Origin of the sequence: Enterococcus ureasiticus (genome assembly GCF_001730285.1) — a bacterium.
Classification (GTDB): domain Bacteria; phylum Bacillota; class Bacilli; order Lactobacillales; family Enterococcaceae; genus Enterococcus_L; species Enterococcus_L ureasiticus.
In genome coordinates, this window is the sequence record NZ_MIJZ01000013.1 from 356,404 (window position 1) to 380,870 (window position 24,467).

Genomic DNA, 24,467 nt, shown 5'->3' on the forward strand with positions numbered 1-24,467 from the left:
TTATAATCTAAAAAAAATGAAAATGACTGGGCCATAACTCTAAGAGTTATGGCCCAGTCACTTAGTATCCGAATAAACTGTGGAAACAGAAACAATCACTACGTTACGCTTCAATCACATCAATTTCTAAGTGCTAAAGCACTAAGAGTTGAAGGCTTCTTATTTCTCGGGGGAAAACAATTCTGTACCAACATCTTCCCTAATTGATATTAAATTTGTGCAATGAGTACTTTCATGTAACACTTAAAAAATTTATTTTTCTCCTTTATACGCTTGTCTCAATGCAGATATATCAATTCGTTTCATTTTATACAATTCCTGCATCACGCGATACGCCCTATCTGGATCAGAATTATCGAATAATTCATCCATATCCGTCGTAACAGTTTGCCAACACACCCCATACTTATCTTCCATCCAACCACATGGCCATTCTTTTCCTTTAGCCGTGACAGCCTCCCACAACCGATCGATTTCAGCTTGATCTTTACAATAGACATAAAATGAAGTTGCCATCGTAAACGTAAAATCATGATCCTCACCACTATCCATTACTCTAAACGGTTGTCCATGCATCGTAAATAAAGCTTGTGCGACAGTGCCATCCGGATTTTTTTGGACATATTCTACATTACCTTCACCAAAAATCTCAATCCATTGATTCATCGCCTCTTCTGCTTTTCCAAACTGTTCTCCAGTAAATAAAAAGCTTGGTGCAATAGATTGCGGCGTTTCTGATAAGACCAACTGCCATGAAACGCCGTACTGGTCTTTTAACCAACCGTATTTCTTGCTGAAAGGATAGGCCCCAAATTCCATCAGTACTTCCCCTTTATGGCTTAATGTTTCCCATAACTTGTTGATTTGCTCTTCTGTCTCACATTCTACAAAAAATGAAATTGCGGGTGTAAAATTAAATTCTGGCCCGCCATTCAACAAAATAACTTCTTGACCTGCAAGTGTCAACGCTATAGTCAATACTGATCCTTTAGGTTGATGTTCACTGTCTACATAGTAATCAACCTTATTGATTTTACTTTGTTCAAATGCGTTCACATAAAACTCCGCTGCTTCTTCTACTTTTCCATCAAACCATAAACATGGAGAAAATTTGGACATCTTTACTCATCCTTTCTTGAATAGAATAAATCTGATACTTTAACTCCATTATATACATCAAATGATTTATTTGAAAAAGCAATGCTCGTTATTATTTTTGAACGATATTTCACTCTAGTAGCTACCTTCTTCTCCTTGCGAGGTTAAAATCACTGGTCCTTCTTTTGTAATCGCTAAACTATGTTCATACTGGCAGCTTAAACTACCATCTCTTGTCTTGGCAGTCCAACCATTTGGCTCCATTTCCATTTGCCACAAACCAGCATTGACCATGGGTTCTATCGTTATTGTCATACCTTCTTTTAGTCGTAATCCCTTACCAGGTTCCCCGTAGTGGGCAAAAAATGGTTCTTCATGAATCGTTGTACCAATACCATGTGCTATAAAATCTCGAACAACACTGTAGCCTTCTGACTCCACATACGTTTGAATGGCATGACCGATATCACCAACGCGATTACCGACTTGCGCTTGCTCGATGCCTAAATATAAAGCTTTTTTAGTGACTTCCATTAAATGTTTCGTCTCATCTGTTGCTTTCCCTACTGAATAAGCCCAACAAGAATCTGAAATAGCACCATTTAAGTCAATACACATATCAACCTTGATTAGGTCTCCATCTTTTAATATCTTTTTCCTAGGAAAACCATGGCAGATTTCATCATTGATACTACAACATGTTGCGTATTCATAGTCTTCAAAACCGATTTGAGCAGGTATTCCACCATGACTCTCAATATAATGCCGAACAAATACTTCGATATCCCAGCTTGTAATTCCAGGCTTAATAAATGTTCGTAATTGTTTGTGTACATCTGCTAATAAGGCCCCTGATTCCTTCATCTTATCTATTTCTCTTTTTGATTTTAATGTAATCATTTGTATCCTCTTTTCATGATTTGATTTATTTTGATTGAAACAATTTTCTGAAATTCACTTGGTTCTTCACTCTCTCATATCCTTGATGTTCATAAAATTTGTGTGCTTCGGTTCTTTCAACTCCTGAGTTTAGGCGAATACCTTGTGCACCGTTTTCTTTTGCCCATTGTTCTGAGTAGTTCAATAGTGATTTCCCTACGCCCTTTCCATGCAGGTCTTCACCTACCACAAGTGCCATAACATTCATCAGATTTGGGCCATAGGTACAAACATATTCACTTAACTGGACGTAACCAACTACGGTTCCATCTATTTCTTTTACAAATAATTTATTGACAGGTGATGAAAGTAGATAACTCAACTGTTCTTTAGCATCTTCAAGTGGATATGCATGATTTAATGGGTAAGTATTTAGTTGATTGATTGCTTCGATATCTTCTAGTTTTGCTTCTCTGATCGTCATTATCTATCCCTCCGTCTTTGATTATCATCATTATACTCCTTTTCATAAAAAAAGAAGAGTAACTTTTCAGCTACTCTTCTCACTTTATTCAATTAACCATTGTAGGCATCAATGATGATTTGTTTCAATTCACTGATCAACGGTTCTTTTGGATTTGCTGTTGTACATTGATCTTCATAAGCTAGTTCAGCCATATGATCAACAGTAGAATCAAGAATTTCTTGTGTTACACCTTGTGCTTTCAAGTTCATATCGATTCCAACAGATACACCTAGATCGTAAACTGCTGTTGCTAATGCATCCACTAATTCTGCTGTATTTTTTCCTTTAAGACCTAAGAATTTCGCAATATCAGCGTAATCTGTGTCTGCACGGAAGTAGTCATATTTAGGGAACATTGCATGTTTTGAAGGATCTTTAGCATTGTAACGGATAATATGCGGTAATAAAATCGCATTTGTACGTCCGTGAGGAATCCCATATTCTCCACCAATTTTATGCGCTACTGAGTGACAAATTCCTAAGAATGCGTTGGCAAAAGCCATACCAGCCATTGTTGATGCATTATGCATTTTTTCACGACTTTCTGCATCTGGACGTTTCACTGAGTTTTCTAAGTGTTCAAAGACTAATTTAATTGCTTGTAAACTTAATCCACGCGTGTAATCAGAAGCCATTACTGAAACGTAAGACTCGATCGCATGTGTCAATACATCCATACCAGTATCAGCTGTGACAGAAGCTGGAACTGACATAACAAATTGTGGATCGATAATCGCAACATCTGGCGTCAATGCATAATCAGCTAATGGATATTTCACATGAGTTTCACTATCTGTAATAACCGCAAACGGTGTTACTTCTGAACCAGTACCAGATGTTGTTGGGATACATACAAATTGTGTTTTAACGGCTTTTTCAATTTTGTACGTACGTTTACGGATGTCTAAGAATTTTTGTTTTGCACCAAAGAATTCTGTATCTGGGTGCTCATAAAACATCCACATGCCTTTAGCGGCATCCATTGCAGATCCCCCACCTAAAGCGATGATTGTATCTGGTTCAAAATCAACCATGACTTTTGTTCCAGCATAAACTGTGTTTGTTGATGGATTTGGTTCTACAGCTGAGAATACTTCGATTTGAACGTCGTTTTTACGTTTTTGTAATTCTTTGCGAACCGTATCAGCATAACCAAATTGAACCATTCCTGGATCACAGACGATCATAACACGTTCAACATTTTCCATTTTTTGTAGATATTGTAATGAATTTTTTTCAAAGAAAATTTTTGGTGGTAATTTAAACCATTGCATATTATTTCTCCGTTTCGCTACAGTTTTGACATTGATCAAGTTTACAGCAGATACGTTTTTAGAAACTGAGTTTTTACCGTAAGATCCACAACCTAATGTTAATGACGGAATCATTTCGTTATAGATATTACCGATCCCACCTTCAGCAGATGGAGAGTTTACCAAGATACGGCAAGCTTTCATACGTAAACCAAATTTCACTTGTAGATCTTCATCTTCTGTATGGATCACAGCTGTATGTCCCAATCCACCTAATTCAAGCATTGCTTCACATAGGTCAAAAGCATGATCTGTATTTTTTGCTTTCATCATGGCTAAAACTGGAGATAATTTCTCACGAGAAAGTGGGTATTCAGCGCCTGCTCCTTCAAGTTCAGCAATTAAGATTTTCGTGCCTTTTGGTACTTTGATACCTGCAAGTTCTGCGATATGTTCAGCAGAATAACCAACGATTGCTGGATTAACGGCATATTTACCTTCGTTCATGACAGCATCTTCTAGTTTTTGTAATTCGTTTGGTTTAACAAAATATACTTGATGTGCTTCAAATTCAGCTTTTACAGCCGCATAAACTTCTTTGTCTACGATCACAGCTTGTTCAGAAGCACAGATCATACCATTATCAAATGATTTAGAAACGATCAAGTCATTGACTGCACGTTTGATTTTCGCTGTTTTTTCAATATAAGAAGGAACGTTACCTGGTCCAACACCTAAAGCTGGTTTTCCAGTAGAGTAAGCTGATTTCACCATAGCACTACCACCAGTGGCTAAAACGATTGCGATTCCAGGGTGATTCATCAAGCCTGAAGTAGCTTCTAATGAAGGTTGTTCGATCCATTGTACACAGTTTTCTGGAGCACCTGCTTTAATGGCTGCGTCACGAACGATACGAGCAGCTTCTGCAGAACATTTTTGTGCACTTGGATGGAAAGCAAAAACGATTGGGTTACGTGTTTTTATAGAAATCAATGCTTTAAAAATAGTTGTTGATGTTGGATTCGTTGTTGGTGTAACACCACAAACTACTCCGACTGGTTCAGCGATTTCAATCAAACCTGTTTGGTCGTCTTTATTAATAACACCTACAGTTTTGTCATGTTTGATGCTGTTCCAGATATATTCAGAAGCGTACATATTTTTGATTGCTTTATCTTCATAAATTCCACGGCCAGTTTCTTCAACTGCCATTTTTGCTAGAGGCATGTGTTGATCTAAAGCAGCCATTGCCATTTGGTGCACAATGTGGTCAACTTTTTCTTGATCGAAGTCTTCCATTTCTTTTAAAGCAACATTTGCTTTTTTTGCTAACTCGTCGATCATTGCTGATACATCAGTCGTTTTGGTATCTTCTTTCTTCATTGTTTTAGCCATTGTGATCCTCCTAGAAAAATAAATGTTTTATTTTTTGTTTGTTAACTATTTCACATACACATCATACAACATTATTTTTCACTTGTAAATAGTTTATTGTGATTTTTTTCACATTAAACCATATTTTTATCTCTAATATAAAAGTAAGCGCTTCTTATTATACAAAAAGAAAAAAGAACCTATCCGTATTAGAATAGATCCGTCAAGTCTCGCCAATCTTTAATTGTTAAACTACTTGTTTGTGCAATCAACTGCTGATAATCAAAAAATTCATTTGGCTCAATATGTAAAATGTCTTCCCGACACGCTTTGATCGATGATGGAGCTTTCTTTTTCCAACGATAAGAAACAAGATAGTTCATCAATTCTGTTTCATTAACTGATGAATAACCAAGTTGCTGAAAAGATCGGCATTTGATTTTTAATTCTTTTTTCAATAAGAACTTTTGATGCCACGATAGCTTTTCGATGGTTCTCCCCCTCTTTCTAAAGAATGACCTCTCTATTTTTTTTATGTGTTTTAGAAAGAAAAAATTCCAGCAAGCTGGAATTTATTCTTTCGTTTCGTTGTTTTCAGAAGTTTCTGTTATAGTTGGTTCTTCAACCACTGTTTCTTCCTTCGTTTCAACTACAGTTACATCGTTGTCATTTGCAACAACCGTACCTGGCTTAACTGTTTTGATTGCTGCACGATCAAATTCAAGGATAATTCCTTCACAATCGATCAGTACAGTCTTTTTGTCATTGTCGATTTCAGAGATTACACCATGTAATCCGCCAATCGTTACAACGTCATCGCCCACTTTCATTGCATCTAAAAGTGTTTGACGTTCATTTTGTTGTTTCTTTTGCGAACGAGTCATAAAAAACATCATTCCTGCTAAAAGAATTAATGGTAAAATAAACGAAAGTCCTCCGCCCATTATCTATTCACCTCTCTATCCTATAATCACTAGTTTACTGTACCAAAATTTCTTGTACAACACTAGTCTTTTGATTGATTTTTTAGAAACTTTTCGCATTCTCTTTATTGAAGCCATATTCTTCAAAAAAAGCTTGTCTAAATTCCAATAAATTATCATCCATAATTGCTTGACGAACTTGTTTCATCAAATTCAATAGGAAATATAAATTATGGTACGACGTTAAACGAATCCCAAATGTTTCATCCGCTTTAATCAAATGACGGATATAAGCACGAGTATAGTTTTTACAAGTATAACAATCACATTTCTCATCCAACGGACGAAAATCTCTTGCGTACTGCGCATTTTTAACAACTAGACGCCCCTTAGAAGTCATACACGTTCCATTTCTAGCAATTCGAGTCGGCAACACACAGTCAAACATATCGATACCACGAATCACGCCATCAATCAATGAATCAGCTGTTCCCACACCCATTAGATATCTTGGTTTATTATCAGGAATCAAAGGCGTTGTAAAATCTAGCACACGGTTCATTTCAGCTTTAGGTTCACCAACTGATAAGCCACCAATAGAATAGCCTGGAAAGTCCATACTGATCAAATCTTTGGCGCTTTGACGACGTAGATCTTCATACCCAGCACCCTGAATGATTCCAAATAAGCCTTGACGGTCTGGATTAGCATGTGCTTTCAATCCACGTTCTGCCCAGCGTGACGTACGCTCGATTGATTTCTTAACATAATCATAGCTTTCGTCAAACGGTGGACATTCATCAAAACTCATCATAATATCAGAACCTAGATTATTTTGGATATTGATTGCTTTTTCTGGAGAAAGGAATAATTTAGATCCATTTAAATGATGTCTAAAATGAACCCCTTCTTCTGTGATTTTTCGCATATCACTTAATGAGAAGACTTGAAAACCACCAGAATCAGTTAAAATCGGTTGATCCCAATTCATAAACTTATGTAAGCCGCCAGCTTCCGCAATCAAATCATCTCCGGGGCGAAGCCATAAATGATAGGTATTGCTTAGGATCACTCCGGCTCCCATCTCTTTCAAGTCTTCTGGTGACATGGTTTTTACTGTCGCTAACGTTCCTACAGGCATAAACATCGGTGTTGGAAAAGTACCGTGAGGCGTGATTATTTCTCCTAAACGGGCACCTGTATGTTTTTCTTTCTTTATTAAACGATAACGAATGGCTGGTTCTGTCATTCATTTTCCTACTTTCTTTTGTAAATTTACACTTTCCTCATCATACTTTTTTTTGTTCGTATTTGCAATGTTTTTGGCATAGGTGAATAAGAAATTATTAAAGAATAAAAATAAGATAGAGAAAGTTTGGCTCTATACTTTTTGATGTTGGTGAGAAATCATCGACATCTTTTTTAATGCAAAATAATAGAAAAGACACCTCGATATCCTTTAGAATTAAGTCGACGAAAACCATTCAAAAGGGGAAATCAAGATGTCCTATACAAATCTTATCAAAAATACATTAGATATTCTAGACTTAAACATTACTTTTAATAAAAACTCTTTAAAAAAAGAACGCATCAAAGGACGGATCTGCCAAGTATTTTCTGGTATATTGGATTATTTAGCCCACTCTTGTCCTCTTTGTGGTACTAAAGAAGAAGGATCGATTATTCGTTGGAGCTTTACAACCTGTCTGATTTTACTGAATGATGTCTCTGAGTAATCAAACGTATTTACGCTTGAAGAAACGCCGTTTCTTCTGCCATTCTTGTAATAAAACCTTTGTCGCTGAAACAAGTCTGGTCGAAAAGTGTTGTTCGATCTCAAAGAAAGTGAAGCTTTCTATTGCCGATCGTTTAAGAAAAACCACGTCTATGAGTGAAATTGCCCGTCAAAAGAAAGTCTCTGTTTCTTCTGTTTATCGCGTATTAAAACAGTTTTATGAACCAAAAAAAATCAATCGACTCACCTTGCCCGATGTTCTTTGTTTTGATGAATTCAAATCTGTGAAACATGTCGCAGCTTCTATGAGCTTTATCATGATGAACGGACAAACAAAACAGTTAATTGATGTCGTTGAAAATCGGCAACTCCCTTTTTTAGAACGCTATTTCTCACGATTTCCTTTAGCTGTTCGTAAAGGGGTAAAATACATTGTTTGCGATATGTATGCACCTTATTTTTCTTTAGTTAAGAAACTATTTCCCAAAGCTCAGATTATTCTTGACCGCTTCCATATTGTTCAACACATTGGACGGACATTCTTAAAACACCGCATTCAACGAATGAATACGTTTCTTCATATGGGAAATGAAGTGGCAAAAAAATACCGTCACTTGAAGAATTACTGGAAACTTCTCCAAAAGAATCAATCAATTCTCAATTTTGAAAAACGCCAATGGCGTCCTTCTTTCCGTGCCTATTTAACAGAAACAGAACTCGTAGATCGGTTACTTGCTTATGATAAGGAATTAAAAGCTGGCTATACCTGTTATCAGGATTTTCTCTACGCCATACAGACCAGAGACTACACAAGGTTTCACGTGCTATTAGACCAAGATTATTCTATGCTTCCAGCTTATTATCAAACGACAATTAGTACCTTTAATAAAGTTCAAACTGGCATTAAAAATGCGTTGGATTTACCTTATTCCAACGGACCGTTAGAGTGCTTGAATAATCATATAAAAGTATTAAAAAGAAATGCCTATGGCTTCCGTAACTTCTATAATTTTAAATTGAGAATTACTTTATGCTTTGGTACTGTTCTTTTTCAACCAAATAAAAAGTCCTAGAGGAAAAGACCTCTAAGACTCATAATAAATGATTTAATTCTTTGGATTTTCTTCACCAACATTAGTTGACAAAGAGCCGAAAGTCTCTATCCTAAATCTATACTAAATACCAAAATGAACTAAAATATAGTCTTTTTTTAGCGCGCTATCACACAGATCAAACAGATTTTGTAGTTGGGTTAGCAAATATTCCTTGTCAATAATGACACTATTAAATTTACCATTATCAATATCGTAATCACTAGTTAATTCAATTTGGACAGGAGCATATTTAAATATTTGCAACCACCCTCCAATGATCCCTTTTAAAACAGTTATTCCTTCAGAATCTAGATACGTTCTTCCGTAATAATCCAAACCGTTAGATCTTTGTTCAAAATTCTTTGAAAATGACGGAATCCATTTTAAAGTATCTATGCCATATAATATGAAAGTATCCTCTATATTAACCATGTTTTTTCTTGTTTCCTTGTTAAATACAACATCTTTACTACTCTTAAACATTTCAAATTCGTGAGTTAAAGCCATATCTATACTCCTTCCTTGAGTTAAGTTTTTCCAAAGGAAATAATTGATCCATTCGGTGCTAAATCAATATATTTCCCATTTTTTCTATATCTCAACACATCTTGTGTAGCTCCTGGTACTGGAGAAGGCTTCACACCTTTTTTCACTGTTCTTGCAAATTCTTGAGCTTTTCTCATGTATTGCTCTATACTACTTGCGCCAACTTCATCCCCATGTTTTTCAAAATGATCTTGTATATTATCGGCAGTATTATCAAACTTGCCATTTCCCCATTCTCCATTTTTGTTATTATACGATTTATCTTCAAAATGGTAACCATCACCTAAACTACCCCATGCGCTAGTAAATACACCAGATCCATGACCAGATACGGCTAAACCACTGGCATTAATTGCAGGAACAGCAATTGCTCCTGCCCCACCTGAAAAGACTGTGGACGCTGCTGAACCACCGAATGCCCATAATCCACCGCCGATAAACTCTGCTCCGCCTTGTACTAAAGAAGCTAAGTCTGCTACAAATTGCCCTACAGCATAATTTTTTGTTCCTGAAAATTCTGCACCAAATTTTCTTTCCCCAAACCATTCATTTAATAAAGATTTACCATTATTATTAGCTAACTGATCAATAAATCCAGACCCGAAGCCTTTAATCATATCAAAGTTTTGTGTCCTAATAGATTCTTGCAATGTACTCGTTAATTCTGCATCAAATTTGCCATCAACATACACACCCAAGACATTTCCATATTCATCAAATTTTGTTGTGATCTCTTGATTTGCAAGAGTATATGCTTTTACTTTAGCATCAATTTTTTTCTGGCGATCTCCCCAACGAGTCGCAATTGGTTTTGCCCAATTCATGTCTAATTTCTTGATATCAAACGTTCCTGAAGCAGCATTCCATGCTTTACAGTCCTTCACTTGGGCAAGACCTTTGTCTAATTCCTGTTGTGACGCGTTGTATTCCTCAAAGTAGCTTGCTGACTGCGCACTGTATGCACGAAACTTTTCTAGCTTCTCTTGTCTCTTTTGCATGGCTTCATACGCATTCATTGAACGCTTTTCTAAATCTGGTCTTGCTGTCTTTGCATCACGTATTAATTCGTCAATCGTATGCAATAACGCTCTATAGTCGTCAATTTCAGCTAAGATTTTATCTTCATCCATATCCATACCACTAACCGTAGATTGATACTCACTTAGAAATTTCTTGTGGCCATTAGCTAATGCTTCACCTGTCATAATAATGGACTGGCAAATTGGGGTATAGGCAACCATAAAATAATTCTTTGCTGAATCATAGGCTTTACTGGATAATGGAGCTGATAGAAATGAACTCACGCTTTGTTGTAATGAAGCAGCTGCTTGTTGAGCTTGTGTATTTACTTGTGCAGCCTGCGAGCTTCTCGTTTGTGCTTCTGATACACTGAATTTAAGTCCCATTAAGATTCTCCTTTCCTTCCGATTTTAAGAAAGCTCGTTGATCGGAACGGACAGAATCCTCTTGCTCGAACAAGTTCTTACGATATTGTGTCAGTTGCTCTTGTTCTTCTTCAAATTCCTGTAATGCTTTGCGTGACAAATGAAAACCCTCGTCTTGTCGCTCTTCAAAAAAAGGTCTTTCTTCTGGATCTACTTCATTCAACGAGCGTCCATAAAGGGTATGTTCTTGTTGTTGCACGCTATAAAAGCGTTCTTGTAATTGTTCAATAAATCCTTGCTCTTTTTTGTTCTCTCGTTGTGCTTCTTGAAGTTCCTCCAATTGATTATTGAAACGATAATTTTTGTCCTCAAAGAGTTGTTGTGCTGTTAATTCCATTATCTCACCCCTCCAAAAGAAAGAGTGGGTAACTGAGCAATCTTTTGATCAATCCGTTCAAATTCTTTGGCGACAGAATGAATGTTATCCCCTGCTTGTACAACACTGTTAGAGATCCCTTTTAGACTGGATTGAAAGGTTGAAAAACTCTGTATTGCTGCACTGTTTCCTGCAACATTGATTTGTCCTGAACTAACAGAGACAGAAATACTGTTTAAAGCACTTGCAGATTGGCTGAATGAAGCTGACACGCCACCTGCTACACTGGTTGTGCTATTAATAGACACCTATAGACCTCCTTTTAGAGAAAAACAGGAACCTTATTAGGGGTTCCTGTCTATTTATTGTTATAATCCTCTACCAATAGCTGAAGAAATATTTTGATCTGTTTCTTCCACTATAGTTGCGACTTCATTTAATTGCTTGTTGATTTGTTCTAATAACTCCGCAAACTCACTTACTTTTGGTTTTAAAGCAGTGAATTGATCATTAAAACTGTCAAAACCTGAACCTTCCCAGTTCCCTTGAATTGTATCTTGTTCAGATTGTAGTTTTTATAAAATGTCTTGAACCTGTTGTGATCCATCCGTATATTTTGTAGCAGACGTGCGTAGCTCCTGTGGTGATAATTTAATGCGATCTCCAGCCATATTTAATTTCTCCTTTTAGAGTGAATTTCATTCCAATATTAGTTTAACACATAAAGAGAAATATTTTTATCTAAATATTGGATAAATCAGTAATTTCCTGATAAAAATAAGTTTTACCTTTCTCATTATTAAAGGAACTTATTTACATATGTAAATTACATCAAAAAAGTGATCTCACCGCAACTGCATAAGATCACTTTTAGTTATATTCAAAATTTACACAATAAGGATAAAATAAAAGGATCAGTTTATCCTTCCTAAAGTTGCTACTATTTTTTATAACATTCTTCTAACTCTGGATTGTCTACAACGTTCCCAACAACAGCACTTGTTTCATTTTCCTCACGTATTTCAAAATAATTTTCTTTGGATACAGTAAAGAATCCCCCATCATTGAAAATTACTCTTGAATATATATTTTCTTCAGGAGTTGACAAAAATTCATCTAATAAGTAATCATCCTCATAAATTTCTACTTGATATTTATCATCGCATCCTACATACTCGTTAACAGTTTCAGGAATGACTTCCCAACTTAGTACTTTGTTTAAGTTCTTCATTGAAACTCACGATCAAATGATTTCCCATGCCCTCATACACATAATATCCATAAACCCATTCTTTCGTATCTCGACATTTTCCACGAAATTTTATAGTACGCACTTCTTTCTCCTTCCCAAAAACCGTCTAATCTAGAGATATTATCCACTGCTTACGTTCTTGATCAAACCCTAAATGATCTACTTGAACGTTTTGGAAAAAATTATAAACGAGATAAGCTATATCGAGATAACCTTCGCACTCCTTTTTACATACATCGATAAATTCATAAGTTGCAGGGGCATAGTGTTCAGGCACTATAGCCCAATTATTAACTAAACATAGCAACATATTTATTTTCTTTCTATTGTCTTCAGTATCTTTAATCAATACACATTCTAACTCTCCGCCACCTACAGAACTATCAAGAACTTCCATCTTATTTAATTCATTTTTCATTACTTCTAACATTTATTTTTCTCCTTCCCAAAAACCGTCATTTATCTTGTAAGTAATTTTTTATCGTATCTTCAACGACATTCTGCCCCAATTGTTCAACAAGGATCGAGTGTACGCTTATTATTGATTCCATTTCAGTTGCTTCACTAGCCAACTGATCAAAATATTCTACAGGATCATCAATCTCAGTGAAACTAACCTTCTTAAGTTTTTCAGATAATAACATGACTAATCATTTCCTTTCTTGTCCCAAAAACGGTCATTTTTTTGATAGATATTCCTTTGCCCTTTGACTCATCAATTTTCTTTCCAAAGGTGGTATTTTCTTTCTTGCCAATTCATGGAATGCTGCTGTAGTGTCAAAATAATTCTCAATGTATTCAGTTACTGTTTGTTTTTTTCTTTGTAGTGTTGTTCAGTAATCTCATGCAAAGATTCACCTTTCTACCTGCATACATATAATAAAATGAATATCCATACCTAAAACGCTCTATGTGGTGGCAAGTGCTTACTATTTCAATGGTTTGTTGTTTGGTTAGATTGATATATTCTTGAATCAATATGTCGTTTTTATCGGTTGAAAGGCTCCAATCATTATTACAGTTATACAGCGAGAACTCTATTGAATTAGGATCAACAACATAATCGAGAAAATAATCATACTTTGAATTTGATTTCAATATTTCTCTTGCTTTACTTGTGTTTCCAATGTTTTTGGTTGAGGTACTTAATTGAATAAAAAGGATAGCTGTCAATTTCCTTTTTAAATGGCGGGGTTTTTGCTTCGATAAATGGCGGTTTATAATTTAATTCCCTTTATTCAAATAGTTTAAAATGTAAAAAAGGAACTGGAATTTTAACTTTCCAGTTCCTTTTTTATTCGATAAATGGTCACACGGTTTGCTCCAGTCATATTTTTAATGGATGTGATTGGAACCCCCTTTAAAATTAAATCCTTGATCTGAAAATAAACCGTTCGATTTTCTGGATTTGTAGTCGTTTCGGAATACTTTATTTGTCTTCCTTTATAGACTTTCTTTTCTTTTGCTCGCTGAATCCCTTCTAGTTGCCGCTCTTTATTCCAAACTTTTTTTCTCTCGGAATTTCCTCTAAAAGATCCACGAATAACTGAAACCCTAGTTCATTCAACTGTTGATTTTCAGTCATTTTCTGTACACTTCTTTTAAACTAAATAATCAGTGATTTTAGTTACCGCCATTTAAAAAAGAAATTGCATCGCAACCCACAAAAAATAACTCAATTTGATTAGGTTGCGAATTAACAGTTTCGTAGCTGAACACTTTTATTTTCCCTTTATCTAAAGACTTTTATCTGTAAAAATCAATTGTCAAATCAGATTTATTTACGTTTTAAAACAATCCCAGCGCTCAATTCATCAGTTTCTGGTGAATAGGTATAAATAAATGGCTGTGGATTACCTGGGTTAGCAACACTATCAATATCCCAAACAATAGTATACGTATTTCCACTTTGCGTGAAACCAGTAACCGTATATGTCTGACCATTTGAAATAATAGTATTCTCTGTTATCGTGACTTCAATATCTACTTCACCATTGTTACCTACCCAAGCACCTCTTATTGGCACAGGTGTTGCCGCATTAGCATTGTCACCCACTTCGGAATTAGTATTTTCACTTACCTCAGAGTTGTTGATGGTCATACTTTGACTAGAATCATTAATCATACCTGAATTGGAATTCTGATCTAAATGAGGATTCTCATTTGATTGTGATGCTACACTCGATGATTTTTCGTATACCTTTTTTTTCTGTGTACTTTGTGAACTTTGTATGTTAGAACTATCTTTTGTTTCCTTTGGCTTTTCTTCAGAACATCCTACCAAAAATAAAAATAATAACCCAACAATCCATATGTTTTTCATATTAAACACTCCTTTTCTTTTGTAACACAATTGTAACACAAACGAAATGATTTGGAAATATTTATTTTCTTAATTTTCTTTTAAGATCTTAACTCTATATCTAAAACTTACTTGGTGTACCCGCTGTCATTTTCTTATTAAATAGCTATCCTTAAAGGATAGAAATTACAGATTTATTGGACTACTGACTATTCCATATCCTGAAGGATTTAATGATAAAACATCATCTATGAAAGTTACTAAAAATTAATAACACGTACAATTAGTAATTAAATAAACTTACTTTAAATCAATCTAAATTGAAACAAAATTGAGCAGACTCTTATGATTGTAAATTTTGATAGCCTATTGACGTGATTCTTGTAGGTATAATTTATCCGATCAATACTTTTAAGTTTTGATAGCTTCCATTTTAAAACTAAGAAAAAAATTTTATGAACGCTTCTTTTAACAATTGTAGGTTATTATGCGATATTTTTTTATATTTGAACTACAAAAAAAGTAGCTACATTAATTTGTAGCTACTTTAAAAGGTTAGATATTTTTATTTATGCTAATTAGCTATAAGATAATAAAACTTGTATACCATCCAGTCGCTTGGCTTGTCCAGTTGTTCCTGCAACATCTCCATTTCTAACCCAAGGTAACCCACCTTTCCCTTGTACATGAGCTCTGTAAATTACATAAAGTTTTTTAGTTGCTTTAATTTGTACGGCTTCGCTTCGTAAACCCGATCCTTGAGAGCCTGCTACACCACTTTCATGTCTCCAAGATTGCCATCCTTGACCTTGAACGTGCATCCGGTAAGTTACTGTTCCTTTCGGATGAGACACCAATAGTTGCATAGCTTCAAGACGCAAACCTAACCCAGTAGAACCTATAATGTAATCCTCAGTACTGTAATAGCCTTACCAACCGTATTTCTGGATATGATCTCGAGCAAGAAGTACTGGTCGAGAAGCTCTAATTGAGTAATCCGAACTATCACCAACAAAAGTATAACCTTCTGGTAGTAATTGTTTCGCTTGGTTGTATTCTTCTGTATACATTTTAATTCCTTGAAGTACCTTTTCTTCCTCAGCATGATACTGATCAGGGGATACAAGGAATGCGAAACTAACCAACAAAAGAAACACAACAACAAAAAAGTGATCTCGCTTCATCTAAGTAAAATCACTTTTAGCTACTTACTAACCTGATATAAAATGTATCGTTCATTCCTTAACTTAAAACTAAGGTTTTACAGGCTTTGTTTAGGATATCCTTAGAACAATAAAAACTGGAGATCAGCGTTCAAAAACTCCGTTCTCCAGTTTTTTTGATTTTTTCAACTTCACTTATCTACTGCTCATCGCTGTTTCAAGTTCGATCATTGCTGTTTTTACAATTTCTGGTGTGATCTTTTCTTTCATATAATGAATGGTTTCGTGCGGCTCAGCAGCACGTTCAGCAACACGCTGATAATCATCCTCTGATAAACACATCTTCATTTTCTTTAGTGAAATAGGTAAATCAAGACTGCGGTAAAACGGAATTAGCTGCTCGATTTCTGACCATTTATTTTCGATCACTAACTGAACCAAAACACCATACGCAACTTTATTGCCATGAAGTTGGTGGTGGCTCTCTGGTAAAATAGTCAATGCATCGTGAATTGAGTGAGCCCCTGAGGTTCGACCGTAATCATCACCGAAGCCACCAACCATCCCGCCAAGTAAAATATTCGTTTCTACAACATTTAAAAAGGCTTGATTGATTTCTTTTTCTTTCATAGCATTGAGTGCTTCTTGACTGTCCGCAAGTAAAACATCTCGGCATTTTTTAGCTGCGTATGCAGATACCTGGATCTCGATCGGCTGTACTGATAATTGTGAGATCATTGCATCTGCTTCATACCATTTAGCCACAGTATCGCCGATCCCTGCGATCATCAACTCGATTGGTGAATCCAAGATCACTTTAGGCTCAATCAACACTAATGCATTACTTTTAGCAAAGACATCATAGCGATCCATAGCACCATCATTTTTGTATATCACACTTAATGGTGTATACGCAGCACAGGTTGCAGCTAGTGTTGGTAAAATCAAGATAGGCGTATCACATTGATTCGCTACAGCTTTACCTAAATCTGCAATTTTCCCACCTCCAACAGCGATGATTGCTTCTAATTGCTCGTGTTCAAACATTTGCTTTAACGCTATCGTCTGCTCATCCGTACATTCTCCGCCATAATAGACAAAGTGTGCATCTATATTCATTAATGTAGGAAAATACGGTTTCGCCGCTTCCCATGAATCTTTCCCATGTAAAACCATTACTCGTTTGATCTTTCTTCTATTTAAATGTTCTTCTAAATCATCCCACGCACCAACCCGGCATTCATATTCTTGCGGCGCTCCTCTTACTATCAATGATTGATTCATTCTTCTCGACCTTTCATTTTTTACTAATTTTTATGCAAAAGTGAATTTTTGTAAATTCTTTGATAAAATTCACTTTTCCTTTCCCTTAATCTATGATATGATAAAACACATCCAAAAACAATAAATTTTTATACATTTATACACGTTTTTTAGAATATTTATTGAAAAACTAGGCAGTTGTACTTACTCAACTGTTATCACTCTATTATAAAGGAGAAGAACAAATGAAATTATGTAAAAAAACCTTAGCACTTATTATCCCTATATTGCTGATACTACTCACTTTTATCCCGGTAACTACAGCAATCGCCGAAGAACCAGATCCAGTCTACGACAGCATTATGAAACGTGGTGAACTAATCGTTGGGTTGTCTGCTGACTATGCACCGTATGAATTTCATGCAGATGTTGACGGTAAAGACCAGGTTGTTGGTTTTGACATCTCAATTGCACAAAAAATCGCAGATGATCTTGGCGTTAAATTAAAAATCGAAGAATTGGGTTTTGATGCATTATTAGGTGCATTGAAAACTGGCAAAATCGATTTGATTATTTCAGGTATGGCACCAACACCTGAACGACTGCAAGAAGTTAATTTTTCGACTCCTTACATGACTGTCCAACAAAAAGTTGTCGTTAGAAAAGCGGACAAAGATCAATTTCAATCAACAAAGGATTTTGATGGTGTAAAAGTTGGCGTTCAAAAACAAACTACACAAGAAGAATTGGCGAAAACAGAACTTGTTGGTTCGATTCCAACTTCTTTACAAAAAGTACCAGACATCATCATGAATTTAAAAAATAAAAAAGTTGATGCAGCTGTTCTGGAAGGCCCCGTTGCTGAAGCTTATGTTGATCGTGATCAAGAATTGACATTTGCAGACGTTTCATTTGAACAAGGTCAAAAAGATGCAGCTGTTGCGATTCCTAAAAATGCACCTATTTTACAACAAAAAGTCAACGCTTCAATCAAAACGATCAATGATAATAATTTATTAGATGGTTATAAAAAAGAAGCTGGTAAATTAATGTTTACAGACGATGAAAGCTTCCTTGGAAAATACGGAAAATTCTATATCAGTGGTGCTGGTTACACCATTTTCTTAGCCTTTATGGGCGTATTGTTTGGTGCTATTCTGGGTGGTTTACTAGCCTTAATGAAGTTATCAAAATCGAAAATTTTACGTGGTATCGCTATCTGTTATATTGAATATGTTCGTGGTACGCCTCTATTAGTACAAATTTTTATCGTTTATTTTGGTACAGGTGTTCTAGGTCTTGATTTATCGAAAATCGCTGCTGGTTGTATCGCTCTTGCATTAAACAGCGGTGCTTATGTTGCTGAAATCGTTCGTGCCGGAATCAATGCCGTTAACAAAGGACAATTAGAAGCTGCGCGTTCTCTTGGTATGAATCAACCGCAAGCGATGCGTTACATTATTTTACCCCAAGCAATCAAAAATATCTTACCTGCTTTAGGAAATGAATTTGTCACTGTAATCAAAGAATCTTCTGTCGTTTCGGTCATCGGAGTTTCGGAATTGATATTCCAAGCCGGCAATGTTCAAGGAGCTAGCTTTAAACCATTCTTACCATACCTTGTTGTATCATTGATTTACTTTGTTTTAACCTTTACTATTTCACGCCTGTTAGGTGTTGCTGAAAGGAGAATGAGCACTAGTGATTAATATAAAAAACTTACACAAAACCTTTGGGAAAAATGAAGTCTTAAAAGGCATCGATTTAGATGTAAAAGCTGGAGAAGTGGTCGTAATCATTGGCCCTTCTGGCAGCGGAAAAAGTACCTTCTTACGTTGCTTAAACTTATTAGAACAACCAACAGACGGAACGATCGAATTTGAAGGCAAAAATTTATTGGATAAGGATACAGATATCGATGCTCTTCGCCAAAAAATGGGTATGGTATTCCAAAATTTCAATCTATTTCCCCATAAAACAGTTTTAGACAATTTAACGATCAGTCCAATCAAAGTCAAAAAAGAAACACCAGAAAAAGCGAAAGAAAAAGCTCATGCTTTATTAGAACAAGTTGGTTTAAAAGATAAAGCTGCAAGCTACCCTTCAAGCTTATCTGGTGGGCAACAACAACGGGTAGCGATCGCTCGTGCCTTAGCAATGAATCCTGATGTGATGCTTTTTGATGAACCGACCTCTGCACTCGATCCCGAAATGGTTGGTGAAGTTTTAGCTGTTATGAAAGCTTTGGCCGTTGAAGGAATGACGATGGTCGTTGTAACACACGAAATGGGCTTCGCCCGTGAAGTAGCCGATCGTGTGATTTTCATGGATGCAGGAATTATTCAAGAAGAAGGCACCCCTGAAGAAATTTTTGGTCAACCGAAAAACCCAAGAACTCAAGATTTTTTAAGAAAAGTTTTATAAAAATCGAAAGAGGACCAAGCAAGTATCAATAAAACTTGCTTGGTCCTCTTAAAAAAATAGTATAGAATAATAAAGAGCAACAAGTTATTGGAGGTAAAAACATGAACCGTTCAAATATTGCAAAAAAACATCAGCAACCTGCTGAGAATATCTTGATGGACATCGCTACATTAGCGAAACAAGTACCTGATTTATTGGATTTATCGATTGGTGATCCAGATTTGATTACCGATGAACGAATCATTGAAGCGGCTTTTACAGACGTTAGAAATGGTCATACAAAATACACTGCATCTGGCGGTAGTCAAGAATTTATTGATACCGTAGTGAATTTTTATCAACAACAATATGACTTATCTTTTGAACCCGGCCAAGTACGTGCAACAGTTGGTGCATTACACGGTATGTATCTAACGTTACAGGTGTTGCTTGATCCTGAAGATGAAGTAATTATTCATGAGCCATATTTTTCCCCCTATAAAGATCAAGTACTATTTGCTGGCGGTCAACCAGTATTTATTCCAACTTATGAAGAAGATGGTTTTCAAATCAATATCGATGTATTAAAAGCTGCTATCACAGATAAAACAAAAGCGATTATTATCAATTCACCCAATAATCCAACAGGCGCTGTTTTTTCTCCTGAAACATTTAAAGCAATTGCTGATTTAGCCATTGAACATGATTTTTATATTCTCTCTGATGAAGTGTATGAGGCTTTTTGCTTCTATGATGATTTCGTCCCAATGGCGACTTTTGCTCCTGAAAATACGATTACGTTCAGTAGTTTCTCAAAAGCATTTGCGATGACCGGCTGGCGTATCGGCTATATGATTGCACCTGATTATATCAATGATGCTGCGAAATTGATCAATGAAAGTATTACGTACTCTGCGCCAAGCCCTTCTCAACAAGCAGGTATCTATGCTTTAAACCATTTTGAACTATTAGTACCGACAGTTGTTTCTGTTTTTAAAGAAAGACTGGAATATCTAGAACAACGAATTGCTAAGATTCCATTTCTCTCACTGCATCCAGTCAAAGGTAGTATGTATGCGTTCATTAATATTTCTAAAACAGGCCTAACTTCTGTCCCATTTGTTGAAAAAGTCTTAAAAGAAACCAATGTATTAATGATTCCTGGAAAAGCCTTTGGTGAAACAACTGGCGATAATTATGTACGTCTGGCAGCGACACAAGATATAGAGGTTTTAAAAGAAGCCTTTGATCGAATCGAAAAAATGACTTTTTAACCTAAAATAGTTTTGCTTTTTCCTATCATATCACTGAAAAAAGCAAAACTATTTTTATTCAATCATTCATTACTACTGTTCACTATCTGCTAAAGTATTATAGAGAATAACTAATGTTGAAACAACACAAACTACGATTTGAATCAGTATATTATCTGAAAAATTCTCAGTAATTTTGATTGTAGCAATTGCTAAAAAGAAACAGACTGCTAAGATCACTGCTAATTTAACTCGTTTAAATTCTTGCTGGATCCGATAAATCGTCTCAACGGGCACTCCTTTTTGTTTAGCAATGGTTCGTAGTTTACTCTTTCCAACCAATTGCCACATGACATCACGATATAATTTTTTAGCCTCTGAATCTCTACTAAATATAGAGTACGTTTCTTTATTTTGATTTTTTTCTTGCTTTAACTTTAGTTTGATTAAACGCGGATGTAGTAACTGGTCATTACGATTTACCCATGAAAGTACTTCTCGCCAATCATTCAACGTTAACTCTGGTGAGGTCAATACAACTAAATCTAGTTCTAAATCTTCCAGTTCATTCAAAAATTCAAGCAATTGCTGATAGTCTCTTGAGATGACTTCCAAAAAAGCAATTACTAAACAATCACCAGGTTCCGTATAATTCAACAACCTCTGATAGTCACTCTCAGGATCTTGAAGTATTTCATAGTTATGATCGACATCTGAAAAAATCTCTTCTAGTTCATAAGCTTCTAAAAAACCAAATTGCTGATTTAATTTATTTCCACGAGCATAGCCTAAATTCATTGTTATCTACTTCCTCGTTTCATTGTTTTTCATATATGGATTTTCATCCATATATCTACTTATTTTACTTTTGAATCCACTTGCTTCCCAGCTATTTTAGAGGAGTTCTTTCTTCTACTAAATTGCTCAATTTTATGCATTATTTCCTTGTTTTTTCGAATCACAAAAATAAGTAGTATGCTATGAATAAAAGTGATTATCCCCAAAACAACTAACAGCAAATACATTTTACACCCTCCCTATCTCCTATTTATTTTACGTTAATAGTGCCTAACTTGTTTTCCTTGTATTCCCAATGATACACTGAAGGATTCTGTGTAACCGGCTTTATATACGTTGTCAACCAAATTTCTGGATTAACAGATACATCTACTTGAATTGGTGTTTGTGTGCTAGCACTCATTTGATGCTGTCCATTGCTAGTTGTCAATACATATCCAACCAACTCATAATTCATCGGAACTTTTGAGATAAACGTATATAACGGTTCATTACTTTCAAAACGAATAATGGTAGTATCAAAATTTGACTCATTATTTCCAGTTGAGTTCATCGTTAATGAAAATTCTTTTTTCTTTCGTCCCTGTCTAGTCTCACTTTCAAATACTCCAAAACCATTTTTAGGTAAAACAACTTGATCATTTTGATTATGAATAACCTGTCTACTATGAACCGTCAATTTACGAGACCCATAAATCAGACGACCTTCTTGAAATTCATTAGTGATTGTCCATTCCAAGGGTAAAAAATGGTCTCCTTTACTACTCACTAACTTAATGAAATCATATAGATCAATATTTTTTTGTGTAATAATTTCCTTCTTGTTAATCGTTAACTTCTGATCTAATAATAAATCTCCAGAAGGTAATGGATTGTTATTTTCATCGTATGCTTTTAATGAAATTTTTTGAGGGATGTTCTCTACCCAACAGATTTTGGTCGCCTGATTTATCGCTGACACATCTTTGTCGTTCTCATAAAAATTAATTTTAATTTCACCTTTTTGATTACTTGGATCATTGATTGAAAAAGATAGCGTATTAATAAAGTCAGCAATTGTTTTCAAATCATTTTTATCTTTGATCATAAAAGTATATGAATTAGAACCGTTCGTTCCACTATTTTCATTTGCAGTCCATTTTTTCGGAAGTATCAAGGTGTTGAAATTTTTGATAACAGTATTTTTAGACGTAAGGATTTCTAATGAACCCATCCTATTATTTAAAGAACTATCCATATTTAGATTAATTAGTTTCGCTTCATCTCCAGTACGTTCAACTTTAAAATCAACATACTGAGGTAAACTTTTGACTTGTTTGCTATTCACTTGAGAAATATTGTTTGAACGATCCACTGCTAAGACATGAATATACTTGCTGGAATCCTTTCCTCCCAGGAATTTAAAATCGCTTCTTGTTTCATAACTTACAGAATCGTTCTGTGGGGCAACATATAAATCATATTTGATAGGATCTATCCTACCATACGAGTCTTTATACCCTTCTACTTTTTTTTCTAAATTAGATGTTGCTAAATCTGTCACTTCATAAAAATATCCGGCAATATTACTTACAATATTTTCTTTCACAGTATCTGATTTTTTAGTACCGTTTGATTTAGTATCTCCTTCTACATACCACTGATACTCTTTCCCATTGTCAAGTGCGTCTATTCCAATGCTAAACTCGTCATCCTTACCACAACGAATCCACAATTTGGGCAGTTCAGGTGCTACATCATCTTTAACGGTTTGGTCATTTGCAAAATTATCTAATGATACCTGAGCCAAGTTATAAAGTGTGTTTGCGATGATTTTTCTTTCATCAACAGTCGATGCTCCGTTACTATGTCCAGTTTGAATCATTCCTACGTTACCATTAGTTTTCAAATACCATCCCATAGTCCAAGTTTCATTTTCCCAAAAATTCTTATTGAACAATGTATAAGGTTCTTTAAACATAATCCAGGTTGTCCCTATTGCTTTGTTCGAAAGTAAATTATTATGTGCTGGTGGAATTATTAAAGTTTGTTCGTTAGCCATTTCAAATGGATACTTCATCAAAAATCCATCATTTTTAACTCGAATTTCAGGACCACCTAAACGGACATCAGATGGCGCATCGGGTGGGTTTACAGACGTGGTTCCTAACAATTTATTGAAAGTAGCAAACATTGGATGGTTAGTCACATCGTGCCCAAATAATACTCCTCTTCCACTATCAATATAAGCTTGGGTTTCATTTTTACCATTTTCACTCAAGTCTTTTCGATTATTATGATCCCAAGAACCAAACATCAAAACATCATACTGATACTCACCTTGACTATTTTTTAAATAGACATTGGGATTTGCGTTGTACTCACTTATCTTCACTGCTGTAACTTGAATCAAATTGCTCCCATCTTTAGCTTGTAAAGCTAAACCATCCATCCACTCTTTCAAAGTATTGGATTTAGGTTCTTCAGGATATATATTTAAAACTCGGATTGATTTGCCATACTTCATAGATCGATTATTCCAAGTTATACCATCCTCAGATTGATACAATTGATAACCTGATTGATTCAAACCGTTTACTTTATCCCATTCTAATGCCGCAAAATTTTTTCGATCCTCTTGATTCCATTTGTTTTCTGCAGTTAGCCTAAAATCGCCATTAGTCACTACGGTAGATGCTTTCAATTTGTCTTTACCTATAAAAAAATAGCCACCTATTAAGACAAGTAGTATTACTAATGAAAGTAGCCATTTTTTATTTTTTTTCAGCTTATTTTTCTGTCCTTTTTTTTTCATCCGATCTCCTTCTTTTCAATACTCATCAAATCAATGATTTTTAGTTAAAA

23 protein-coding genes and 2 pseudogenes are annotated in these 24,467 nt (G+C 35.3%); 4 read left to right on the forward strand and 21 right to left on the reverse strand.

Features of this window, described 5'->3' with window-relative positions; translation table 11 throughout:
- Nucleotides 1-252: 252 nt before the first annotated feature.
- From BCR21_RS10130 to tgt, 7 genes are all read right to left on the reverse strand, one after another.
- Nucleotides 253-1,119 (reverse strand): VOC family protein, encoded by an 867-nt coding sequence (locus BCR21_RS10130; RefSeq protein WP_069646342.1) that lies wholly within the window; start codon nucleotides 1,117-1,119, stop codon nucleotides 253-255.
- A gap of 114 nt (nucleotides 1,120-1,233) precedes the next feature.
- Nucleotides 1,234-1,998 carry a type I methionyl aminopeptidase gene (map, locus tag BCR21_RS10135; RefSeq protein ID WP_069646343.1) on the reverse strand — a complete coding sequence of 255 codons (765 nt, stop codon included), beginning with the start codon at nucleotides 1,996-1,998 and terminating at the stop codon, nucleotides 1,234-1,236.
- Nucleotides 1,999-2,023: 25 nt separating this feature from the next.
- A complete protein-coding gene (locus BCR21_RS10140; RefSeq protein WP_069646344.1) occupies nucleotides 2,024-2,461 on the reverse strand; it encodes a GNAT family N-acetyltransferase in 438 nt (145 codons plus the stop codon).
- Nucleotides 2,462-2,553: 92 nt separating this feature from the next.
- A complete protein-coding gene (gene adhE / locus BCR21_RS10145) occupies nucleotides 2,554-5,151 on the reverse strand; it encodes a bifunctional acetaldehyde-CoA/alcohol dehydrogenase (protein ID WP_069646345.1) in 2,598 nt (865 codons plus the stop codon).
- A 188-nt stretch (nucleotides 5,152-5,339) separates the two neighbouring features.
- On the reverse strand, nucleotides 5,340-5,657 hold the full coding sequence (locus BCR21_RS10150) for a post-transcriptional regulator (RefSeq protein ID WP_069646346.1): 318 nt from the start codon (nucleotides 5,655-5,657) through the stop codon (nucleotides 5,340-5,342).
- 45 nt (nucleotides 5,658-5,702) lie between these two features.
- Nucleotides 5,703-6,074: a preprotein translocase subunit YajC gene (yajC, locus tag BCR21_RS10155; protein WP_069646347.1), complete on the reverse strand. Its 372-nt coding sequence runs from the start codon at nucleotides 6,072-6,074 to the stop codon at nucleotides 5,703-5,705.
- An 82-nt stretch (nucleotides 6,075-6,156) separates the two neighbouring features.
- Nucleotides 6,157-7,302, reverse strand: coding sequence for a tRNA guanosine(34) transglycosylase Tgt (gene tgt, locus BCR21_RS10160; protein ID WP_025873223.1), 1,146 nt, complete (start codon nucleotides 7,300-7,302; stop codon nucleotides 6,157-6,159).
- Nucleotides 7,303-7,555: 253 nt separating this feature from the next.
- On the opposite strand from tgt, the pseudogene BCR21_RS10165 reads away from it, so the two are divergent.
- Nucleotides 7,556-8,861: pseudogene (locus BCR21_RS10165) on the forward strand (ISL3 family transposase).
- A gap of 102 nt (nucleotides 8,862-8,963) precedes the next feature.
- Here BCR21_RS10165 and BCR21_RS10170 read toward each other — a convergent pair.
- The 12 genes and pseudogenes from BCR21_RS10170 to BCR21_RS10225 all read right to left on the reverse strand — a co-directional run bounded on the left by BCR21_RS10170 (nucleotide 8,964) and on the right by BCR21_RS10225 (nucleotide 17,190).
- Nucleotides 8,964-9,389: a hypothetical protein gene (locus tag BCR21_RS10170; RefSeq protein ID WP_084013286.1), complete on the reverse strand. Its 426-nt coding sequence runs from the start codon at nucleotides 9,387-9,389 to the stop codon at nucleotides 8,964-8,966.
- A 20-nt stretch (nucleotides 9,390-9,409) separates the two neighbouring features.
- Nucleotides 9,410-10,834, reverse strand: coding sequence for an LXG domain-containing protein (locus BCR21_RS10175; RefSeq protein ID WP_069646348.1), 1,425 nt, complete (start codon nucleotides 10,832-10,834; stop codon nucleotides 9,410-9,412).
- Complete coding sequence (locus tag BCR21_RS10180) at nucleotides 10,824-11,210, reverse strand: DUF3958 family protein (protein ID WP_069646349.1); 387 nt, start codon at nucleotides 11,208-11,210, stop codon at nucleotides 10,824-10,826. The genes BCR21_RS10175 and BCR21_RS10180 overlap by 11 nt, the downstream gene beginning before the upstream one ends.
- Nucleotides 11,210-11,497, reverse strand: a complete 288-nt coding sequence (locus BCR21_RS10185) for a TIGR04197 family type VII secretion effector (RefSeq protein ID WP_069646350.1) — start codon at nucleotides 11,495-11,497, stop codon at nucleotides 11,210-11,212. Before BCR21_RS10185 ends, BCR21_RS10180 begins: the two co-directional genes overlap by 1 nt.
- 60 nt (nucleotides 11,498-11,557) lie before the next feature.
- A pseudogene (locus BCR21_RS10190) lies at nucleotides 11,558-11,860 on the reverse strand (WXG100 family type VII secretion target).
- A gap of 269 nt (nucleotides 11,861-12,129) precedes the next feature.
- The gene (locus BCR21_RS10195; RefSeq protein WP_069646351.1) at nucleotides 12,130-12,420 is read right to left on the reverse strand and encodes a YopX family protein; all 291 of its coding nucleotides are present in this window, start codon (nucleotides 12,418-12,420) and stop codon (nucleotides 12,130-12,132) included.
- 127 nt (nucleotides 12,421-12,547) lie between these two features.
- Nucleotides 12,548-12,871 carry a hypothetical protein gene (locus BCR21_RS10200; RefSeq protein ID WP_069646352.1) on the reverse strand — a complete coding sequence of 108 codons (324 nt, stop codon included), beginning with the start codon at nucleotides 12,869-12,871 and terminating at the stop codon, nucleotides 12,548-12,550.
- A gap of 25 nt (nucleotides 12,872-12,896) precedes the next feature.
- Nucleotides 12,897-13,085 (reverse strand): hypothetical protein, encoded by a 189-nt coding sequence (locus tag BCR21_RS10205; RefSeq protein WP_069646353.1) that lies wholly within the window; start codon nucleotides 13,083-13,085, stop codon nucleotides 12,897-12,899.
- Between the two features lie 1,133 nt (nucleotides 13,086-14,218).
- A complete protein-coding gene (locus BCR21_RS10210) occupies nucleotides 14,219-14,764 on the reverse strand; it encodes a hypothetical protein (RefSeq protein WP_069646354.1) in 546 nt (181 codons plus the stop codon).
- A gap of 557 nt (nucleotides 14,765-15,321) precedes the next feature.
- A complete protein-coding gene (locus BCR21_RS10215; protein WP_084013287.1) occupies nucleotides 15,322-15,624 on the reverse strand; it encodes a hypothetical protein in 303 nt (100 codons plus the stop codon).
- 48 nt (nucleotides 15,625-15,672) lie between these two features.
- Nucleotides 15,673-15,927, reverse strand: coding sequence for a hypothetical protein (locus BCR21_RS10220; RefSeq protein WP_069646356.1), 255 nt, complete (start codon nucleotides 15,925-15,927; stop codon nucleotides 15,673-15,675).
- A gap of 174 nt (nucleotides 15,928-16,101) precedes the next feature.
- Entirely contained in the window at nucleotides 16,102-17,190 is a 1,089-nt protein-coding gene (locus BCR21_RS10225; protein WP_069646357.1) for an iron-containing alcohol dehydrogenase family protein, read from the reverse strand.
- Nucleotides 17,191-17,414: 224 nt separating this feature from the next.
- On the opposite strand from BCR21_RS10225, the gene BCR21_RS10230 reads away from it, so the two are divergent.
- The 3 genes from BCR21_RS10230 (at nucleotide 17,415) to BCR21_RS10240 (ending at nucleotide 20,846) form a co-directional block, all read left to right on the forward strand.
- A complete protein-coding gene (locus BCR21_RS10230) occupies nucleotides 17,415-18,878 on the forward strand; it encodes an ABC transporter substrate-binding protein/permease (RefSeq protein WP_069646358.1) in 1,464 nt (487 codons plus the stop codon).
- Nucleotides 18,871-19,593: an amino acid ABC transporter ATP-binding protein gene (locus tag BCR21_RS10235; RefSeq protein WP_069646359.1), complete on the forward strand. Its 723-nt coding sequence runs from the start codon at nucleotides 18,871-18,873 to the stop codon at nucleotides 19,591-19,593. The genes BCR21_RS10230 and BCR21_RS10235 overlap by 8 nt, the downstream gene beginning before the upstream one ends.
- A gap of 101 nt (nucleotides 19,594-19,694) precedes the next feature.
- The gene (locus tag BCR21_RS10240; RefSeq protein ID WP_069646360.1) at nucleotides 19,695-20,846 is read left to right on the forward strand and encodes a pyridoxal phosphate-dependent aminotransferase; all 1,152 of its coding nucleotides are present in this window, start codon (nucleotides 19,695-19,697) and stop codon (nucleotides 20,844-20,846) included.
- Nucleotides 20,847-20,918: 72 nt separating this feature from the next.
- Here BCR21_RS10240 and BCR21_RS10245 read toward each other — a convergent pair whose 3' ends face one another.
- Together BCR21_RS10245 and BCR21_RS10250 are read right to left on the reverse strand one after the other, a co-directional pair.
- Nucleotides 20,919-21,623, reverse strand: coding sequence for a recombinase family protein (locus BCR21_RS10245; RefSeq protein ID WP_069646361.1), 705 nt, complete (start codon nucleotides 21,621-21,623; stop codon nucleotides 20,919-20,921).
- Nucleotides 21,624-21,873: 250 nt separating this feature from the next.
- Nucleotides 21,874-24,417 (reverse strand): hypothetical protein, encoded by a 2,544-nt coding sequence (locus BCR21_RS10250; protein WP_069646362.1) that lies wholly within the window; start codon nucleotides 24,415-24,417, stop codon nucleotides 21,874-21,876.
- Between the last annotated feature and the right edge of the window lie 50 nt (nucleotides 24,418-24,467).